The organism is Methanocella conradii HZ254, assembly GCF_000251105.1.
GTDB lineage: Archaea > Halobacteriota > Methanocellia > Methanocellales > Methanocellaceae > Methanocella > Methanocella conradii.
Window position 1 is genome coordinate 1,144,656 of record NC_017034.1, and the last position, 16,903, is coordinate 1,161,558.

Sequence of the window (16,903 nt, forward strand, 5' to 3'; positions counted from 1 at the left end):
GTCGACGAGATACAAGATGGGCATATCGTCTTTCAATCCTCATTTTGCGAGGACACATTTTGAAACGGGGTCATCTGGGACGCCCAGGGGCGTACCCAGGACTTTCAATCCTCATTTTGCGAGGACACATTTTGAAACCCGCATGACAGGTTCTCCATCCATGGTCTCCCCCGTCCTTTCAATCCTCATTTTGCGAGGACACATTTTGAAACGGTTGGTGAAAATATGCAAATGACAGAGAATATGACCTTTCAATCCTCATTTTGCGAGGACACATTTTGAAACCAGGGAGGAATCCCTGTCCAGGTATAGTACGAAGCTCACTTTCAATCCTCATTTTGCGAGGACACATTTTGAAACGGTGAGGAACGCTGCGAACACGATACTAGGCGTCATCTTTCAATCCTCATTTTGCGAGGACACATTTTGAAACCGCCAAAAAAACATAGCTTTCCTGACCAATAAACCTTTGTATAACCCCCTTCAATTCACTCATTTGTGAAGGTTAAAAAATCGTATATCCATTTATTAAGACCTTCACGCGCCGCGCCTCAACTACAAAACTTAGCCATCTCACAATAATTACATTGCAAGCCTTTATTCACGTTAGGCATCTTCTCGCTCTTTATTAAGTCTTTTATCTTCCGGATATCCTGCTTAACCATCTCTTTACCCTCACATGTTATCTCAACCTGGATCTGCTTATGCTGAGCGGGCAAATAGATGATTCCACGCCTAACCGTAGTACCAAAATAGGCCTCAAGCAAAAGCGAATATGCGATCAATTGCTTCCTCCAGTTAATTTTAACCGACACGCTTTTTGAGTATTTCACGTCAACTGGCAAAACCTCTCCATTCTTCATGATGAGCACGGTATCAACCATGCCATATAATCCAATTGTTTTATTCTCTATGGCCAGGTCATGTATCACTTCTTTAACCTCATCCTCGCTAAAGCCGTAAATCGTCTTACGTTCTTTAACCCGCCTATGTTCTCTTTCATGCTCCTCTTTGCCAAGGTCCATTTTTGGGCGAGGCTTGACTTTGATTCCCATGGTCTTCATAAAGTAGACTTTCCGAGGGCAATAGAAATATTGGGTTATGTCGCTCACCTGGAGCATGTCATCGTCAGCCATTTTACCACCTGAGCCAGAACCCTGTATATGACTTCGACTCGCCTCGCAGGTACTGGGCGATGCCTCTTGCCTGGCCGAGGATGAGGTCGGTCCATTTCATGCTCTTATCGTTATATCGAATCTGGTCCTCTAGCTTGCCTAAAAGCTCATTTAGCAAGAGCTTCCGGGCGCTATCCGCCATCTTGCATACGCCGTTCTCGAGCGTGAAGTCGGCTGGCTTTACCTGGCCAAGCGAGAATATCTTTAAGACGGATTTATCCACGACTTGCTGCCGGAACTCTTCCATCAGGTCGTATACCAGGCTGGCTTTACCGGGACGGTCAACGTGTAAAAAGCCTCCATATGGGTCGAGGCCTGCGTAGTGTATGGCCCTCCTGCATTCGCCTTCTAGTATGCCGTAGCCGTAGTTGAGCATGGCATTTAATGGATCGGTCGCGTATCTGCCACTGCGCTCTTTAAACTCGAACTCTTCCGGGATTATGGTTACTATGGAGCTCCAGTATGCGGCTGATGCGCTGCCCTCAAGGCCCATTATCGTATCCCTTATGTCATCGCACTTCTTCTTTTTTATGTCCAATGTTTCGAGGCTGGCTATCCTCATGTTTATCTCGTCCCTCGCCTGCCTCAACGACTCGGCAGATTCGGGCGAAGTATCCTTTCTCGTCTTGGCCAAGGTCCCCAGCGTGGCTGACATGTTCTTCATTTTAGCATAGATGAACTCTTTCGCGAGCACTGCGCCTGCCGGTGAATCATATGCCCTGTATTGCTCTCGTCTAGTATTTACCGTCCTCATCTGTGGTGGGGAGACGTAAGCGGTCACCTGGCCTCTCCAGTCAATTAAGACGATATCGACGCCATTATCAGCTAAAAGCTCAATGGCGTCGATGCTAATGCTGCCCCTGCCCGATAGCACGACCTGCCTTAAGCTTGACGGCAAGCATCGGTGTACTTCCTTATAGCTGCCATCCTTTCTCTCCCTTACCACGATTTGCTCGTGGTCTACGCCTATATAGCGGCCCCACCCATCGATGACAAGGCGCTCCATAAAAGTCTACTCTCAACACTAGACATAAACAACCTATTCCTTGCATATATTGGCATACATGCATTTTCTTTCGCACTGTACTACCCCAGGGTCTTTCTCCTCATATACCATCTCAGACTTCTTATCCCTCTCCTCTATCCACCAGCTCCTCAGGTCATCGTTAATGTGAAATATATCTCTTTCAATGAGCAAGCGGTCATCCTTAAAGTTCAGGTATACAGTACAGCCGATGTCCACGGGCACCTCGTATACGCTCTCGAAGACAAGTGCATATCCAGTAGCGTAAAGCCTGTAAAAGCTATTCTCCCCCTTCCTGGTAGCGGTCTTAACGTCGAATATGATGTTATGGAGGTAGTCAAAGCAGTCCACGCTGAGGATGCCACTACAGCCCAAAAGGTTCCCGCTTATCTTATGCTCGATCATGAAAGGCGCGGCAGTCATTATCATGTCCTCCTCTTCGGAGTATGGCTGGCTGCTCGCGGCCTCCCTAAACCTCGATTCAGCATTAGCTAACACATGCTCCCACACAATCCTCGAATACTTCTTGACTAAGTCCGGATTTGTGGGCGGCTTAAACCCCTGCGACTCATACCATTTTTCAAAATCAGCGCTAAAATTCCTCAGCCGCACGTGCTTATACGCACCGTTCACGGTGGAGTGGACTATCGATCCTAATGACACGGGATAAGTTACCTCGCCCGGCTTTTTAAGCACATGCCTGAGGTATACATCCCTCGAGTTGGGGCAGTATTTCCCGCATATAGAGTACATCGGCAGTCTAACGTCGTGGTATGGCTTAAGCGGAGAGCGGTCCCAGCTCCAGCCCCTTAGCTCCTCGCTCACTCCAACGGTCCTGGTTAGCGGCCGTATCCTCTTTTCGAGCATCTTGCGCTCGATATCGCTAAGATAATAAACCATAACATCAAACGATTTGCACTTTCGACTCTTTTACCAGGCATGCGCCTCCCTTGCTGAGCACGGTAGCCGTGCCCAGGCATCTATCGCATAGGGGGATTATGAAGATGCTATCCTTCTCGTCCTCAACGAACTGGCTGGCCTTTTTGGCCAGCACCATCCTATCATTGGAATTTAATTCACCTCGAAAGGCGCTATACTGGATTCGGGCCAGGCCAAACACCTTCAGCATTGCTGCCAGCTTATTCCTACGCTTATCATCCGTAATATCATAAATCACCAGGCACATCATATGATGGCTATCCTTCCCGCCCCTGTAATCTTGAAGCCGTTATCTTCCACAACGTATCCCAGCGACTTTAGCTCACGGAGGTGCCCATACGCCATTCCCTTCGAAATCCCGAGGTTTTTAGCGATATTACTAACCGAGGTCTCGCCCTTCTCAAGCTGCTCAAGCACCAGGCGCTTGGTATCGGAGATGCCGAAGCCCAGCAATGGAAACTCGACCACAAACTGGTCTTCCTCGGTGACATACACCACCTTATCGACCATCTCCTTCCTGGCATAGGCTCCAAACAGTGCGCCGAATGCCTGAGGCTTCCTTCCGCCCGACACGTTCACCATAACCCTCTGGCCCTTAGCGTTCTCCTCCTCAATGATCGCCGCGACGTCCCTGGCTACCTGCACCGTATCATATAGGCTCGTAAACCTCTTCTCGACTTTCAGCACCGAGCCAAAAGTATCCTCAATCAGCTTTTCAGAGCGCGTCTTTTCCTCAGGCGCGCCCTCCTCTGTCAATAAAATGATTCTCGAGGGCGAAAACCTGGTGGCGCACACTATGACCGGCTCTATTTTATAGACAGTCGAAATTAGTGTAAGGTTGGTGGTCATTGGATAGACTTATGGATTAAGGGAATATATGCTTTACTCAATAGTGAATGGCGGGCAATAAGAAGTATAGGATTCATATCACTATTGCACGAGAAAGATGAAATAACATTAATAGATATTCTCTATTAAAAGAGGGTTCTGATGTCGAGCTTGAGCGAGATTTTACAAAGGAAGAAAGAAAGGCCGAGCTACAGAAGTCTTTGGAATATCTGGTGGACCAGCTTAAAAGGCTTGGCGCGCTTAAGATTATCGTGTTTGGCTCTTTCGCTCAGGACAAAGTTGACGTATACAGCGATCTTGACTTATTCGTCATAATGCCATCCACAAGGACGGGAAAAGAATGGATGAAAATAGTCTATGATTCCATCGATAGGACTGTTGAGTCGGATATCATCGTATATAATGATAAAGAGTTTGATGAGATGTTACCCAAAAGCACGTTTCTACAAAACGTGGTGAGAGGGAAGGTTGTTTATGAAAAGGCAGGCTAAAGAGGAGGCTTTAAGGTGGCTCATCCAGGCAAAGGATGAATTCGAGGATGCGGATGAGCTGAGGAAAAGAGGGCGGTTTTATCTCGCGCTTTTTTTTCTTTCAGCAGGCGACGGAAAAAGCCCTCAAGGCGTTTCTTTACCTGAAGGCAGAATCCGTTGAGGTGTATCGAATACAATCTATTGGTAAATTAGCTGAGATGGCATTTGAAATAGACCCAGACTTTAAGGAGGCCGTTAAGGCGAAAAAGCTGGATAGGTATTATTTAATTACGCGATACCCGAATGGCTTGCCCGGGGAAGTACCATCTAGATATTTTGATGACCCTGAAGAGGCGGAAGAGGCGATGAGGCTCGCTAAAGGCGTGGTCGAGATGGTTGAAAGGAAGATGAAACTGGAAAAATAAAGGTTGATACGTCGAAAATGATTTGTCTTTCAAAAGGGGCGAGCCTCGGTTTAATCTAAAAGAGCTCGAAGAAGAGGTAAGGGCGAACCCGTGGAATTACTATTCCAGGCTCAGGCTGGGGTTGGCATATAATGAGATGGGCATGTACGAGGAGTCGATCCCCGAGCTTGAAGAAGCCCACCGCCTCGAGCCTGAAGAATATTATCCATTGGCCATACTTGCCGAATCCTATTATAGGATGAGGGACGTAGAGAAATCCATCGCATTGCTAAAGGATGCGATTAGGCTCAAGCCGGATGATGCCGACCTGTATATGCTGATTAGCAATATTTTTTTAGAAAGCGGCCGGGCGGAAGAAGGCATTTCACTGCATAAAGAGGCTATTGCACGAAATCCTGGTAATGGTGAACTACACCTATCGCTAGGGGACCTACTATATGAAGCGGGCAGAAAAGAGGAGGCGATGGTGGAGTATATGGAAGCGGAAAAGGCGAGCCCGCATGATTATGATATAAAGCTTGAGGTCGGCTCCAGGCTTGAGGACGAGGATGACCTTGATGGCGCTATAAAAAGGTATAGGGATGCCATTAATATCGACAGGACGAATCCTGAGGGGTATGTGCTTTTGGGGGAGGCATTGGCAAAAAAGACGACTATGAAGGGGCGGTGAAATCGCTTCGAAACGCGCAGAGGCTGGACCCGAAGAACGCGGAGGTCTTCGCAAGGCTTGGAGAGGTTTACGATGAGCAGGGAAAGCCACAGGATGCAATCCGTGCGCTTTTACGCGCCCGTATTTTCCTAATAATCTCCTCAAAATGAGGAGATTGTTAAAGGTACATCTGGCTTTTATAGGTAATCTCCTCAATAATCTCCTCAAAATGAGGAGATAATTACCGCTTATTGCCTAGTGTCCTTTAATCTGTAGCATAATGGTATGTTAGTAGCTTTTTCCAGGTCCATAGTTTAACTGCCAGTCCTTCTATCATTGCGGGCGTCTTTTTGCATTTCAACTTGTGTATGAAGTTCCAGATGAACTGGAAGAGTGCTATGGCGTCGTGTAGTCTCGGCGCTTTTTTTGTAAATCCTTTTCCTTTCCTGACGAGCCTTGAAAGGAAGTTTCGGAGTATGCTGTTGAAGTTCTCGACGTTAAACGTCTCGATACCATTCATAAATGGGTTTCCTATCAACGCCCTTTTTTCCTTGCCCACGACCCTGCCGTTCTCCCTTTTCTTGACTATCTGCCCGTAATCAATGTCCTCGAAGTACTCGAGAAGAACGTAGAGGTAGTCGTCATTGCCGTCCGAATAAAAAGTGGTCTTTCCACCCTCAAGACAATCTTTTACTCTGGCTATCATTTCCCTGCACGTCTCTTTCGTCCATCTGCCAACGCTGAAACTGACAAGAAAATACGATCCTCTACGCAGGCAGGTGTACACCCACAGGTCGCCGCCATCTTCTCCCGGTTCTAGGTTCCTCTCCTTTTTTTAAAGAACGTCCACGCCTCGTCCATCTCGCGCTCCTCGCTGGCCTTCAACCCCGTGGCTTGCAAATCCTCCACGAACCCGGCATGACCAGCAAGATCCTTAACTATCCTGCCCACCGTGTCACGATGATGGCCGGTGATACGCTCAATAGCCCGTATCCCCACCTTCTCACATGCCAATTTCCCAATAAGCTCTATCTCCTTCTCATCCAAATGCTTGTAATACAAAGGAGTATTAATGGTCTCCACAAAATTCCCGCTACAATACCGGCACATATACACCTGATGCCCAGCACTGTTAAACCCCATCTTAACAATATGCTTCCCTTCTTCAACAAGGTAAAAAGAGCACTCCGAATTCTGACAGGTAATCCCCGCCCCACAAGTGTTCGGCCTTGCCATTACACCATAATGAACAAAAACACACAAATACATAATAATTATACCATTAAATCACGAACACTGGGGCTTATTGCTAAATTATAATATATTCAGTTGAGGGGCCTTTCCCAGTACGTCGCAATAGCCCTAATTCTACAAATTTTTTGAGGTGTCGTTCTGCTTTATGATAGTCGTATCCTGTGAGTTTGGCATATTCAGACTTATTAACTTTAGCCCTCGAAGCAAGTAACAGCCATCCTGTTCTTTCATCTTTTTTGAGAGACTCACGGATTTTTGGAGCTAGCATTTCAATGGCACTTTCCTGGCTAGTATAAATAGTCAATACAAGATATGGGTCTTCAAAGGTATATTTAGGTAAAGGAAGATGATATTTCTCAGCGGTGGATTTTAAACTTATTAAGCCTAAACCCCTTTCTTCTGCAAGTCCCATTTGCCGAAATACGTAGTGGAGCGTTGAATTTCGACTTAAAGTGGGTGCCTTGAATTCCTGCATCTGCTTGATTGTAATTGGAAGGACGGGCGCGCCTGGACTTTTGATCGTTATCGTGTGTTCGGTTATGACTACTTGACATTTTGCGCCAGCGATATCGTAATCTCGATGGATAAGCGCATTTATAATAGCCTCGCGGATAGTGACAAATGGATAATTATCAAGCTTTCTTTCTCTTAGCATCCTGCTCCTGTCTAAAAAGGTTGGTAATTTGTCCATGAGCCATTTCTCTAATAGGTCAGGAATCATTATTAGAGAGTAGTTGAAATCACGAATTTCTTCTCCACCGCCTGGATAGCGTATTGTTCCGAGAAGGCCTGCATGAGGAATAATGTCTCGAGGTTGTTCGCCGAAAAGTAGAATGCCAAAGCCTGTAGAACGCTTTTATAAGATCATGAGACCTTATATCTTAGCTTTTTTGGTTGATTTGAAATTATATTCATCAATGGGCATCTTGTCCTTATCCAAAGCATGACTATAGCATGCAGGTCTTGCTCCATAAAAACTTAATTTTTCTAGGTATTATGTTGTATATATTGTATGTAATTGTGCATATATTATATTAACATGTGAAGATGAAAACGAAAAGATTAAATAGTAATAGTATATAGAATAATCTATTAATTATTTAGCATATAATGATATAGGTGTAATTTTCATGGTGGGTGAGGCTAAACAAGAAATGGGAGAGTTTATCCAAACAAATAGAGTTTTTTATCCCACTAATGAAGTAGATTTCAAATTAATAGTGCAAATGGCGAGGAAAGAAAACAATCCTAAAATTTTATCTGGATTAAATAAAAATGAAATCTATAAAGCCAAACAATTTCTTAGAAAATTAAATGAACCATTATTTTCTAGGTGGCTCTCGCTTAATACTGTTAATGGTAAATTTGAGAAACCATCGACGATAAAAACAAAATTTTCATACCCATCATCACTAGACCCTTTAATAAATACAACACTACAAACATTGGTAGATGAATTTTTATATTATCTAGAAGAAAAATATTATGCAGTAATAGAATTTCAAAAAAGTAGTATAATAATTCATTCATTTTATAAAATAGATTTATCAAGTATATTCTCTGAATTTATCAAGAATAGGTATGATGATACTAAATTGTTATATAGGTGGACATTAATAAAAAATATCTACAACCTCCAAGAATTTCCTTTGATAATACCTCCACCACTAGAAATTAAAAAAGTTATTCTTGATAATAAATTATCATTGGAAGTAGAAGAAGCAAAAGTCGGATTCGGTGATGATGCAAAAGATTATTGTATGTTCTGTGGTAGAGTAGGTAATAACTACTCCGTAGTTACTGGATTTGCCGATTTCTCATCCCAAAGACCACAAAAAGGGTATACTACAACATCTCCAAAAATTTGTCCTATTTGTGTTTTTTCAATATATGTTTCAGTTGTAAGAACATCTCAAGGGACTGGTCAGCAACAAAAGGATTTAGTAGTATTAAAAACTATGAAGAAAGAAGAGCCTTTTGATTACATTTTTAATAGACTTTTAGGTATTTCAACTGGTGATTATATATCTATTACTAATATGTTACAAAAAGAAAATTCATATGGAAAAAGTGCACTAACTTATATATCAGCTTCAACATTACCTCTACAAGTCTTAGTTGATGAAGAATTTAATATAAAAAATTTATCTACAAATCAATTTCTCGATATAAATAAGTGCATTGTTATAAAAATATTTGAAAGCATTTTGGGACATGGAAAATTTTGGCATCCAGATGATGAACAGGAATATAAAAAAGCTCATTATGCTATCTTAAGAGGTAATTATTTTTCTTTATTTAAACATATTGGAGTTTTACTTCAAAATAAAGGTAGACAAGGACGTTTAGTACTTGATAATGGTATTTATCAATTATTAAAGTACGAGGTGATTAAAATGGAAGACAGGCCAGATATTATTTTTGGGACAGCGCTACTGGTGGATACATTTATACCTAATAGCGATAGAGAAGATATAAAAACAGAAACGCGAAAGGTAGCATTCTATCTAGAAAAACCTGAAGAGGTTTTATTACGCCTTAGGCAAATCAATAAGGAAAAAGATTATGCCACTCTTGAAATGGATTTTACTAATAAGGCACAATATAAACTTTTAAAAGATCTTCTTATTAAAATACATGAAGAAGAAGGATATGGTAACTTTGAAAAAGAACAGCAAGAAAGAAAACAAATTATAGAGAAAATTGCCAATTTCAAGTATGGAGAAGGTGAAAGATTATTTTTACGATTTGATGATTTATTAAAAGTCTATATTTATATTCAAAAGATTCTTTCTCAAAAATATGGTAATAATCCTAAAAAGCTTGAGAAAGAATATTCTGATCTTATAGGACGAATTAAATATGCACTAGTTGCAAGACGCCCAGAGCTTATCCAAAGAGGTGAGTAAAATGAGAATAAATATGGATATTTATGCTATCGTAGAAGCAACACAAGAGCTGCATTTTGGTAATGTAAAAGATTTAAATGTGAACAGGATAGAACTCGTCACAGTACCCACATTAGATGGAGAAATAGAAAAATTATATATGAGTCCAACAAAAGTAAGAGGAGTAGCGCGCAGAGCTTTGATGTGGAAGTTAAATGATTTAGGAGACGAACAAATTAAATCTTGTGGAATCCCAGCTACCTGTGGAAAATGTGACCTATGTAAGCTTTTTGGTGGATTGATGACAACATCTGGGGCTGATGAAGGCTCAATTGCGAGCAGAGTTTTCCAGGCTGGCGGTGTGGCAATCCAAGAGATCTCTCCAGATATTAAACAAAGATTATGCTCACCATCATATATATTGGAAGGGCAAATCGGTCAATATGATAAAGAAAAAATTAAAAATTTACTTAAAAATAAAGGTATAAATGAGAAGGATCTAGAAAGGCTTTCGACGCCAATGCCTTATGAAAAAGAATATGTGGAAGCAAGTGCTCTATTTCCAATTTATTGGCATTCTCTGTTATTAGAAACTGAGAAAGGTGATAGGAAGTTATCAGAACCACAAATGGTGGCATATAGTTTCTTGGAATCTCTAAAAAGGATAGGAGCAGGTCATCCAAAAGGTGCTGATATTTTCCATTATAGTTGGGATGGTAAAGGAAGGGATGAGCCACTTTTAGTTGTAGATATATATACGGAGCCATTGGGCAAGAGACCTATTATAAGTCCAATGATTACAGATGCTAAAAAAGCGATTAATGAGTTCATTGAAAAAGCTAATTTAACACAAACAAAAGATGGGAAATTTGAACGTTATAAGGGGGACAATGCGGAATCCCTATTAAGATGTTTAGCAAGCGGTGAACCCACTAGTTCAATTTTGTTAAAATCGAGTGAGACATCAGCTAGTACTATAAATAATAAAAAATAATAACAAGCTCATCGAGGTTTTATGTTTTTAAAACTAATAGAGATAACCCCAACGTCAGTATTAACCTTTAGAAAAGTTCCTATGTCTCATAAAAAAATAGATACTTATAATTTTATTCCTCCAACAACTCTTTCTGGTTATCTTTATCGGTTACTAAAATTAGCCCAGAAAGAAGAACTTCCAGTTCCTCGAAGGTTCAAAACTACTACACCAAATATTGATGAGTATTATATTTTAGAAACGAAATATAGTGGAGTTCTTAGTCTTGGTGCATACTCATCAAATTCAAAATCTTTTACGAGTTTTAGGATGGGGTACCAGCATGTTGGAAAAGGTCATTCAATAGCAGATGGTTTAGATATTTTTGATCCAACAGAAAATGAAGTGATAAGTTTAATTCAACAAAAAATTAATAATGGTTGTTTGGAATCAATCGGTATAGAAACATTTATTAATGAATATAAAAAATCTAATTTAAACAAATATTATAAACGCGGAGTATACAAAGCGGTCTTACTTGGGCATGATGTTCCAAAATGGAGCACCTTTAAAAAGGAAGAACGAAGACAACCATTGGATTGGAGTTATAATGTTACTGAGAAATATTATGGCTTACTTATTTCGAAAAATGCACCCACTTTAGATAAATTCGATATTTTAATAAATTATGGTTTTAAGATAGGTAAAGAAGGATTTGCATTCATTTCTAAAATTTTTAAAACTGCTGAGTTAAAATTACAAAAAGGAGTGTTTATATCATCTACCTTAGTTCCAGCTTCCCTAGAATCTTTAAAAATTTTAAAAGGTAATGGTTTAGAAAGCATATACTATTTTAGACGAGATTCTCAATCATTTGTAAAAAATGTGTTCTTTTTAAATGGTACAGAAGCAGAGGGGGAATATTTAACTTCTACAGTAGAAGATATTAATATAAATATTCCAGCAAAATTTGTAGATATCTTAGGGTGGATTTAATATGTTAAATGGAATTGCGAAGACTATTCGAAAGCCAGATGAAATAATTTTTATTGATATAGATTCACATAATACGAATCTGGTTAAAATTATTGAGGCGTTTTCGAATAATTTTACTGGGAATATGACTATTTTAAAGAAAGCTGCTTCTATTCACGATCTCTGGAAAAGCAGGACTTTAAAGGCAGACGCTATTCTAAATGGCGGCAATCTTTTTCCTAATCATGGCGCCGAGTTTCCTTCGTATCTTGTTGATAAAGATTTTAATGAAATCGAGTTTAATGTCATCAATCGTAGAAAAAATTATGAAAAATATTATATTCTTAATCTTATTCGATTACATCATTCTGGATTTAACACTTTTAATCTTTATAAAGTAGTCGATTTTATCTACGAATCAGAAAAAAATATATATGAACAAATAAATAATTTTATTCATGATTGGTATGCTTTAAAGACTGCGGATTGGATCGATAGCGCTATATTATCATACGTTTTTCAAGGAATTGATTTGGAAAAGGATTTAAAATCTGACTTGGAAGTAACTCAAGAAGACGAAAATAATTTTTTTATCGTTCCAGAAGGCGTTTTTATTGGAAGTACAAAATTATGTTACAATTTTTATTCGATGAAAACGGCTAAGATAAAGGAAATAATAAAAAGCGAAAAAATAAATGCTGGGAGAACTCTTAATAGTATTTTTTTAGATGCGAAAAAAGATGTTAGGGAGGTAACACTATATGGAAATTGAAGAAGCATATAAAATATTTAATGATAAATTTATACCTCGTGAACATCAGCGTAGATGTTGGGAACTATTAGATAATAATTTAATCTCAGGGATAACGCTTCTTTCTGGTACCGGCTCTGGTAAAACCGAAGCTATTTTAATACCATCTTTAATAAAAGATAAAAAATTAGTATTGATTTATCCAACAAGAAGTTTAGTAAATGATCAGATATTAAGATTGAAAGATTATATCAAAAAACTAATCTTAAAAAATGAGATAAGTAAGACTATTAGTATTGATATTGGTGATGAGGAATATGCTCTTCAATATACAAAATTTAACGAGAAGTCTATTAATAGAATATTGAATCAAGTCAAATATTGGTATAGAATTCAAAAGTTAAAAGAAATTAAAATTAAAGTATTAATTGATAAGAATGAAACCGAAGAAAAAATTAGCATAGATAAATTGCAAAATAAATTAGAAAATTATATCCACAGTTTGAAAAATTTTGAATTGATATATCAAATTGGTCCTTATACTACTATAGAGATTAATCATCTTAATGAAAATGTATCTTATGTTATACGAAAAACTAAAAAGCACTATTTTGGAGGAGACGTAATACTTACAACTTTAGATAAATTTTTATATCGTTTTTTTGCATATGGTGAGCAAAAATGGAATTTGATTTATCCATATAGGTTATACATGAATGAACTTACTACTGGAAGGCTCGTAATATGTTTCGATGAAGCACATTTGTATGATTCTGTATCATATACAAATTTTATCAATCTACTCTCCACATTAATAAGTAATAACATTAAAGTCGTTGTAATGTCTGCCACTCTACCACAAGAATTTTTAAATATGTCAGAAACGAAGCTAGGAATGGCCGTCGTAAATGGCGAAGACTCTAAAGGTAATAAGACTTATAAAATTATAGATGATGAAAATCGAGATGAAAAAATAATTGAGATAATAAATAAAAATATAGGTAAAAAAATTATAATTGTGAGAAATACTGTGAGAAATGCCTATAATATATATGAACGATTAATAAAATTTTCTAATAACAATTTATATAATGGTGTACCTGTATTTTTCTACCATGGACGATTATTTTCATATATTAAATCACAAATTTATGAAGCGATTAAAGAATTGGATGAAGTTAACAAACCGTATATTTTGATTACCACTCATGCTATAGAAGTTGGTTGTGACCTTAATGCTGAGCTATTAATTACTGATTATTGCAATCCGGATCAATTAATACAGAGAGCAGGAAGATGTGCAAGAAAAAAAGAATCAAAAGGAATTCTTTTTATAATCGGAAAAGAATTTCAAGATGAAATTGAAAATTATTTAAGAGATCCAGTAGCATATAACTATGAAGTATATAATAGCATATTAGAAGAAAATAATGGTGGAAATCTCATTGAAGAAATGATAAGAAAGGAGACTATTAGACCGAACCTTAAAAAAGAAGACCTTACCGACGCTCTTTTTCATCTTCTATATTCTTATGTTTATGAATTTGATCGGACAAGAGAAAAATTACACGAAAGTGGCATTATCTCAACACGTTCTTGGATTCCTTCAATTAAACTATTCTGGGTTAAAAAAGAATCCGATTTCGGTGAGATTAGAAAATGGTCGAAAGATAATAGTATAAATGATGTACTTTTAATGATGCGTGAAAAGAACTTATTATATAATTTTGATCCATTATCTATATCTATAGATATGTTAAGCACACAAGATTCATTGAAGGTATCGGATCTTAAAGAGAATTATCTAATTTTCGCTATTCAAGATTCAGAAAGCGATGACGGCTATGTAAAAGGAAAAATCAATCCATATCTTCATGAAATTTATGTCATTTATAAATCTCAAGGTTATCCAAATATTAATCCCAAGGATGGTTTAATTCAATTACCTAAAATTTTCGAGAAGAAAGAGAAAGGTATCAAAATTGAAATATCGGTTAAAAAGCAGATATTATTACCTGAATCACAATATGATAGAAAAATTGAATATTTAAACATAACGTAGGTGTTATCGTTGTCTTCTAATTATATTGAATTTTACTTTATTTTGTATCTTTTGACAAATATTTTCATAGTTAATATTTGAGGATTACCATGCTCCCCCTTTCTAAGCTTTCCGCCCGCCTAACCTTCCCCGGCCCCGTTACCTTCCCCTATTGGATGGGCAACACGTTCAGGGGCGGCACAGGGGTACACCTTAGAAGGGCCTGCTGCCCAAACCTGGAAAAGGATTGCTACACTTGTGAGATCAGTGGGGATTGTATCTTCTTTTATACTCACATGAAAAAAGACTCGAAGGTGGGCTATGGCGCCCCGCCTAAGCCAATCGTATTGGTCCCCCCGTTCTTTGGCAAAAGCTTCACAGTCGAAAAAGACGCCTACCTCGACGTCAGCATCCTTCTTTTCGGCAAGTTCATACGGTACTTGCCGCACGCCATCCTGGGGCTTAGCATGCTCGGCCAGAATGGCATAGGCTCGGAGCGGAGGTATGGGGTCAACCGGTTCAATATAGCTGAGATAAGGTGCGCTTTATCGGGTCAGCGAGTCTATGATGGTAATACGATCAACGTCGAAGCCATGAAAGTCATCGACATAATGGACTACGCAAACGGCCACGACATGCCAGACGACTATGTCTCGATAGGGTTCGAGACGCCCATGGTGATGAAGACGGGGGCGTTCCCCCCTACGCTCGACAAGCTCATCGACATGGTCCGCCAGCGTCTAATCCTCTACGTTAACGAGTATGGCGACGGCACGAAAATCCCGGAATTCCAGTGCACAGCCCACACAAAATCCTCCGCCATGCACTTCCACAAGCTTAAAAGGGCCTCACAGCGGGCTGGAAAAGGCGAGATACACGCATACACGGGCACGGCCTTATACAAAATAGCAAGCATGGACGAAGAGGCAAAAAGGCTCCTAAAAATCGGGGAGCTTATCGGCGCAGGGCCAAAGCCATCGTTTGGGCTGGGATTCTATAATATAACCGAGTAAACATATTTTCAAAATCCCCCGGCCAGTAATAGAATCATGAGACTTAATAGGGTTTAAGTCTCTAACCCGATGGTTCCATTCTTATTAGATTGCCCGAAGGGCAATCGAACTAGGGGGTCCGCGAGGGGGGCGTAGCGTAGCGAAGCCCCCTTCAGCCTTAGAAGTAGAAGACACGCTACAAAACCATCCACCTCTAAAGAGAAGCCTTAGAAGTAGAAGACACGCTACAAAACCATCCACCTCTAAATAGAAGCCTTAGAAGTAGAAGACACGCTACAAAACCATCCACCTCTAAAGAGAAGCCTTAGAAGTAGAAGACACGCTACAAAACCATCCATATTTGAGCGGTCTTTCATAGGACACAGCAGTAATACGATAACATTATATACCATGACGAAAAACTAGGAAGTTGCTTACCTACATTAATAGTATTTAAAGGTGCGTACATGCTGAATAATGCCATCATAGCGCCTGCCCTCCTCCCATTCCAGGAGCTCGAGCAAGCCGTATGGAAGAAAGACTTATGCGCTGGGTGCCGGGGCTGCATCACGGTGTGCCCTGCAAACACGCTAGCATATGACCAGAAGCTCGAAAGGCCATATCAGATAACGCCATGCATCGATTGCAAGGCATGCCTGGAGGCTTGCCCGAGGATTCCTTTAAATATGGAAAAGCTGCCGCCAGACGTGCTGGGGCCATACATACAGATGAAAAGCGTGAGAGCTAAGGCTGGCAATAGCAGATACCAGAATGGCGGGGCAGTCACCGCACTGCTAAAGGCTGCACTACAGGAAGAGCTGGTAGACCGCGCCGTGGTCATGGGCGTAGACCGCTGGGATCTTAATGCTTATCCATGTATTATCGAAGATGCCGAAGGGCTGGAAAGGGCCGCCGGAAGCAAGTATACTACAAATGGCATCCTGGAAGCCATGAGAGGCATCATTAAGGATGAAAGCATTAGAAGCGTGGCGCTGGTAGGCACGCCATGCACAGTACAGGCCATCGGCCTCCTGAGAAAGTCATCAAACGAGTACGCGGAAAGGCTCGCCCACAAGGTAAGGTTCCTAATAGGCCTGTTCTGCTTCGAATCGTTCGACAGCTCGCTCATCCCCGAGGTCGCCAGGCGGCTTAGCGTGCCATCCTGGCGCATAGCAAAGATGAACGCGGGCGAGGGCAAGCTGACCGTCACTCTCAGGAGCGGCGAGGTGAGGGCTTTACCGCTGTCAAGCCTGACAGATTTCGTCAGGCCCGGATGCTTTAAGTGCAACGACTTTACCTCCAGGCTTGCAGACGTATCAGTGGGAAGCGTCGGCAGCGCCCACGGCTCAAGCGCGCTCATCGTCCGCACGCCAGAAGGCGCAGGCCTACTCGAGATAGCCGAGGAAAACGGCCTCATCGAGGCGACCGGCGGCGTAGACGTGGCGGCAATAGAGAAGGTCGGAAAGCTAAAGCTAAAAAAGAATGGGCTCTAAGCCAT

General features: G+C 40.4%; 20 protein-coding genes and 1 CRISPR repeat array (1 of these 21 running past the window's edge). Of the genes, 12 read left to right on the forward strand and 8 right to left on the reverse strand.

Annotated features, from left to right (window positions below):
• Window positions 1-433: a CRISPR direct-repeat array (repeat unit 37 nt; unit sequence CTTTCAATCCTCATTTTGCGAGGACACATTTTGAAAC); it begins 5,530 nt to the left of the window's first position.
• A 118-nt stretch (window positions 434-551) separates the two neighbouring features.
• From cas4 to csa3, 5 genes are read right to left on the reverse strand one after another with little or no spacing between them, the layout of a single operon-like run.
• Window positions 552-1,136 carry a CRISPR-associated protein Cas4 gene (gene cas4, locus MTC_RS05865; protein ID WP_014405771.1) on the reverse strand — a complete coding sequence of 195 codons (585 nt, stop codon included), beginning with the start codon at window positions 1,134-1,136 and terminating at the stop codon, window positions 552-554.
• Between the two features lies 1 nt (window position 1,137).
• Window positions 1,138-2,181: a CRISPR-associated endonuclease Cas1 gene (gene cas1 / locus MTC_RS05870; RefSeq protein WP_014405772.1), complete on the reverse strand. Its 1,044-nt coding sequence runs from the start codon at window positions 2,179-2,181 to the stop codon at window positions 1,138-1,140.
• A 33-nt stretch (window positions 2,182-2,214) separates the two neighbouring features.
• Window positions 2,215-3,099, reverse strand: coding sequence for a type I-A CRISPR-associated protein Cas4/Csa1 (cas4a, locus tag MTC_RS05875; protein ID WP_014405773.1), 885 nt, complete (start codon window positions 3,097-3,099; stop codon window positions 2,215-2,217).
• Between the two features lie 4 nt (window positions 3,100-3,103).
• Window positions 3,104-3,388 carry a CRISPR-associated endonuclease Cas2 gene (cas2, locus tag MTC_RS05880; protein WP_014405774.1) on the reverse strand — a complete coding sequence of 95 codons (285 nt, stop codon included), beginning with the start codon at window positions 3,386-3,388 and terminating at the stop codon, window positions 3,104-3,106.
• Window positions 3,385-3,987, reverse strand: a complete 603-nt coding sequence (gene csa3, locus MTC_RS05885) for a CRISPR-associated CARF protein Csa3 (protein WP_014405775.1) — start codon at window positions 3,985-3,987, stop codon at window positions 3,385-3,387. Before csa3 ends, cas2 begins: the two co-directional genes overlap by 4 nt.
• A gap of 200 nt (window positions 3,988-4,187) precedes the next feature.
• Here csa3 and MTC_RS05890 point away from each other — a divergent pair, with 200 nt between their 5' ends.
• From MTC_RS05890 to MTC_RS12835, 5 genes are read left to right on the forward strand one after another with little or no spacing between them, the layout of a single operon-like run.
• Window positions 4,188-4,478: a nucleotidyltransferase domain-containing protein gene (locus tag MTC_RS05890; RefSeq protein ID WP_048189076.1), complete on the forward strand. Its 291-nt coding sequence runs from the start codon at window positions 4,188-4,190 to the stop codon at window positions 4,476-4,478.
• Complete coding sequence (locus tag MTC_RS13295; protein ID WP_158308494.1) at window positions 4,462-4,638, forward strand: hypothetical protein; 177 nt, start codon at window positions 4,462-4,464, stop codon at window positions 4,636-4,638. Before MTC_RS05890 ends, MTC_RS13295 begins: the two co-directional genes overlap by 17 nt.
• Complete coding sequence (locus MTC_RS12830) at window positions 4,619-4,882, forward strand: HEPN domain-containing protein (protein WP_237706001.1); 264 nt, start codon at window positions 4,619-4,621, stop codon at window positions 4,880-4,882. The genes MTC_RS13295 and MTC_RS12830 overlap by 20 nt, the downstream gene beginning before the upstream one ends.
• A 22-nt stretch (window positions 4,883-4,904) precedes the next feature.
• Window positions 4,905-5,552, forward strand: coding sequence for a tetratricopeptide repeat protein (locus MTC_RS05900; RefSeq protein WP_014405777.1), 648 nt, complete (start codon window positions 4,905-4,907; stop codon window positions 5,550-5,552).
• On the forward strand, window positions 5,549-5,701 hold the full coding sequence (locus MTC_RS12835; protein WP_158308495.1) for a tetratricopeptide repeat protein: 153 nt from the start codon (window positions 5,549-5,551) through the stop codon (window positions 5,699-5,701). Before MTC_RS05900 ends, MTC_RS12835 begins: the two co-directional genes overlap by 4 nt.
• A gap of 95 nt (window positions 5,702-5,796) precedes the next feature.
• On the opposite strand, the gene MTC_RS05905 is transcribed toward MTC_RS12835, so the two are convergent.
• From MTC_RS05905 to MTC_RS05915, 3 genes are all read right to left on the reverse strand, one after another.
• On the reverse strand, window positions 5,797-6,318 hold the full coding sequence (locus tag MTC_RS05905; RefSeq protein ID WP_158308496.1) for a hypothetical protein: 522 nt from the start codon (window positions 6,316-6,318) through the stop codon (window positions 5,797-5,799).
• 29 nt (window positions 6,319-6,347) lie between these two features.
• On the reverse strand, window positions 6,348-6,767 hold the full coding sequence (locus MTC_RS05910; protein ID WP_014405779.1) for a helix-turn-helix domain containing protein: 420 nt from the start codon (window positions 6,765-6,767) through the stop codon (window positions 6,348-6,350).
• Between the two features lie 73 nt (window positions 6,768-6,840).
• Entirely contained in the window at window positions 6,841-7,506 is a 666-nt protein-coding gene (locus MTC_RS05915; protein ID WP_048189078.1) for an ATP-binding protein, read from the reverse strand.
• Window positions 7,507-7,915: 409 nt separating this feature from the next.
• On the opposite strand from MTC_RS05915, the gene MTC_RS05920 reads away from it, so the two are divergent.
• From MTC_RS05920 to MTC_RS05950, 7 genes are all read left to right on the forward strand, one after another.
• Window positions 7,916-9,694 carry a hypothetical protein gene (locus tag MTC_RS05920; RefSeq protein WP_014405780.1) on the forward strand — a complete coding sequence of 593 codons (1,779 nt, stop codon included), beginning with the start codon at window positions 7,916-7,918 and terminating at the stop codon, window positions 9,692-9,694.
• Between the two features lies 1 nt (window position 9,695).
• Entirely contained in the window at window positions 9,696-10,667 is a 972-nt protein-coding gene (locus tag MTC_RS05925) for a hypothetical protein (RefSeq protein WP_014405781.1), read from the forward strand.
• A gap of 21 nt (window positions 10,668-10,688) precedes the next feature.
• Window positions 10,689-11,642: a hypothetical protein gene (locus MTC_RS13055; RefSeq protein ID WP_014405782.1), complete on the forward strand. Its 954-nt coding sequence runs from the start codon at window positions 10,689-10,691 to the stop codon at window positions 11,640-11,642.
• A 1-nt stretch (window position 11,643) separates the two neighbouring features.
• A complete protein-coding gene (locus MTC_RS05935; RefSeq protein ID WP_014405783.1) occupies window positions 11,644-12,393 on the forward strand; it encodes a hypothetical protein in 750 nt (249 codons plus the stop codon).
• Window positions 12,383-14,434 carry a CRISPR-associated helicase Cas3' gene (gene cas3 / locus MTC_RS05940; RefSeq protein ID WP_014405784.1) on the forward strand — a complete coding sequence of 684 codons (2,052 nt, stop codon included), beginning with the start codon at window positions 12,383-12,385 and terminating at the stop codon, window positions 14,432-14,434. Before MTC_RS05935 ends, cas3 begins: the two co-directional genes overlap by 11 nt.
• An 89-nt stretch (window positions 14,435-14,523) precedes the next feature.
• Complete coding sequence (gene cas6, locus MTC_RS05945; protein ID WP_014405785.1) at window positions 14,524-15,426, forward strand: CRISPR system precrRNA processing endoribonuclease RAMP protein Cas6; 903 nt, start codon at window positions 14,524-14,526, stop codon at window positions 15,424-15,426.
• A 446-nt stretch (window positions 15,427-15,872) separates the two neighbouring features.
• Window positions 15,873-16,898, forward strand: coding sequence for a Coenzyme F420 hydrogenase/dehydrogenase, beta subunit C-terminal domain (locus MTC_RS05950; protein WP_014405786.1), 1,026 nt, complete (start codon window positions 15,873-15,875; stop codon window positions 16,896-16,898).
• Window positions 16,899-16,903 lie beyond the last annotated feature (5 nt).

Excerpts from the sequence above, each read along its gene's own strand:
- cas4a (WP_014405773.1), bottom strand. The coding sequence starts at position 3,099 with ATGGTTTATTATCTTAGCGATATCGAGCGCAAGATGCTCGAAAAGAGG.
- cas3 (WP_014405784.1), top strand. The coding sequence starts at position 12,383 with ATGGAAATTGAAGAAGCATATAAAATATTTAATGATAAATTTATACCT.
- MTC_RS05950 (WP_014405786.1), top strand. The coding sequence starts at position 15,873 with ATGCTGAATAATGCCATCATAGCGCCTGCCCTCCTCCCATTCCAGGAG.
- MTC_RS05935 (WP_014405783.1), top strand. The coding sequence starts at position 11,644 with ATGTTAAATGGAATTGCGAAGACTATTCGAAAGCCAGATGAAATAATT.
- cas1 (WP_014405772.1), bottom strand. The coding sequence starts at position 2,181 with ATGGAGCGCCTTGTCATCGATGGGTGGGGCCGCTATATAGGCGTAGAC.
- MTC_RS13295 (WP_158308494.1), top strand. The coding sequence starts at position 4,462 with ATGAAAAGGCAGGCTAAAGAGGAGGCTTTAAGGTGGCTCATCCAGGCA.
- cas4 (WP_014405771.1), bottom strand. The coding sequence starts at position 1,136 with ATGGCTGACGATGACATGCTCCAGGTGAGCGACATAACCCAATATTTC.
- MTC_RS05920 (WP_014405780.1), top strand. The coding sequence starts at position 7,916 with ATGGTGGGTGAGGCTAAACAAGAAATGGGAGAGTTTATCCAAACAAAT.
- MTC_RS05910 (WP_014405779.1), bottom strand. The coding sequence starts at position 6,767 with ATGGCAAGGCCGAACACTTGTGGGGCGGGGATTACCTGTCAGAATTCG.
- cas2 (WP_014405774.1), bottom strand. The coding sequence starts at position 3,388 with ATGATGTGCCTGGTGATTTATGATATTACGGATGATAAGCGTAGGAAT.
- MTC_RS05915 (WP_048189078.1), bottom strand. The coding sequence starts at position 7,506 with ATGATTCCTGACCTATTAGAGAAATGGCTCATGGACAAATTACCAACC.
- MTC_RS05925 (WP_014405781.1), top strand. The coding sequence starts at position 9,696 with ATGAGAATAAATATGGATATTTATGCTATCGTAGAAGCAACACAAGAG.
- cas6 (WP_014405785.1), top strand. The coding sequence starts at position 14,524 with ATGCTCCCCCTTTCTAAGCTTTCCGCCCGCCTAACCTTCCCCGGCCCC.
- csa3 (WP_014405775.1), bottom strand. The coding sequence starts at position 3,987 with ATGACCACCAACCTTACACTAATTTCGACTGTCTATAAAATAGAGCCG.
- MTC_RS13055 (WP_014405782.1), top strand. The coding sequence starts at position 10,689 with ATGTTTTTAAAACTAATAGAGATAACCCCAACGTCAGTATTAACCTTT.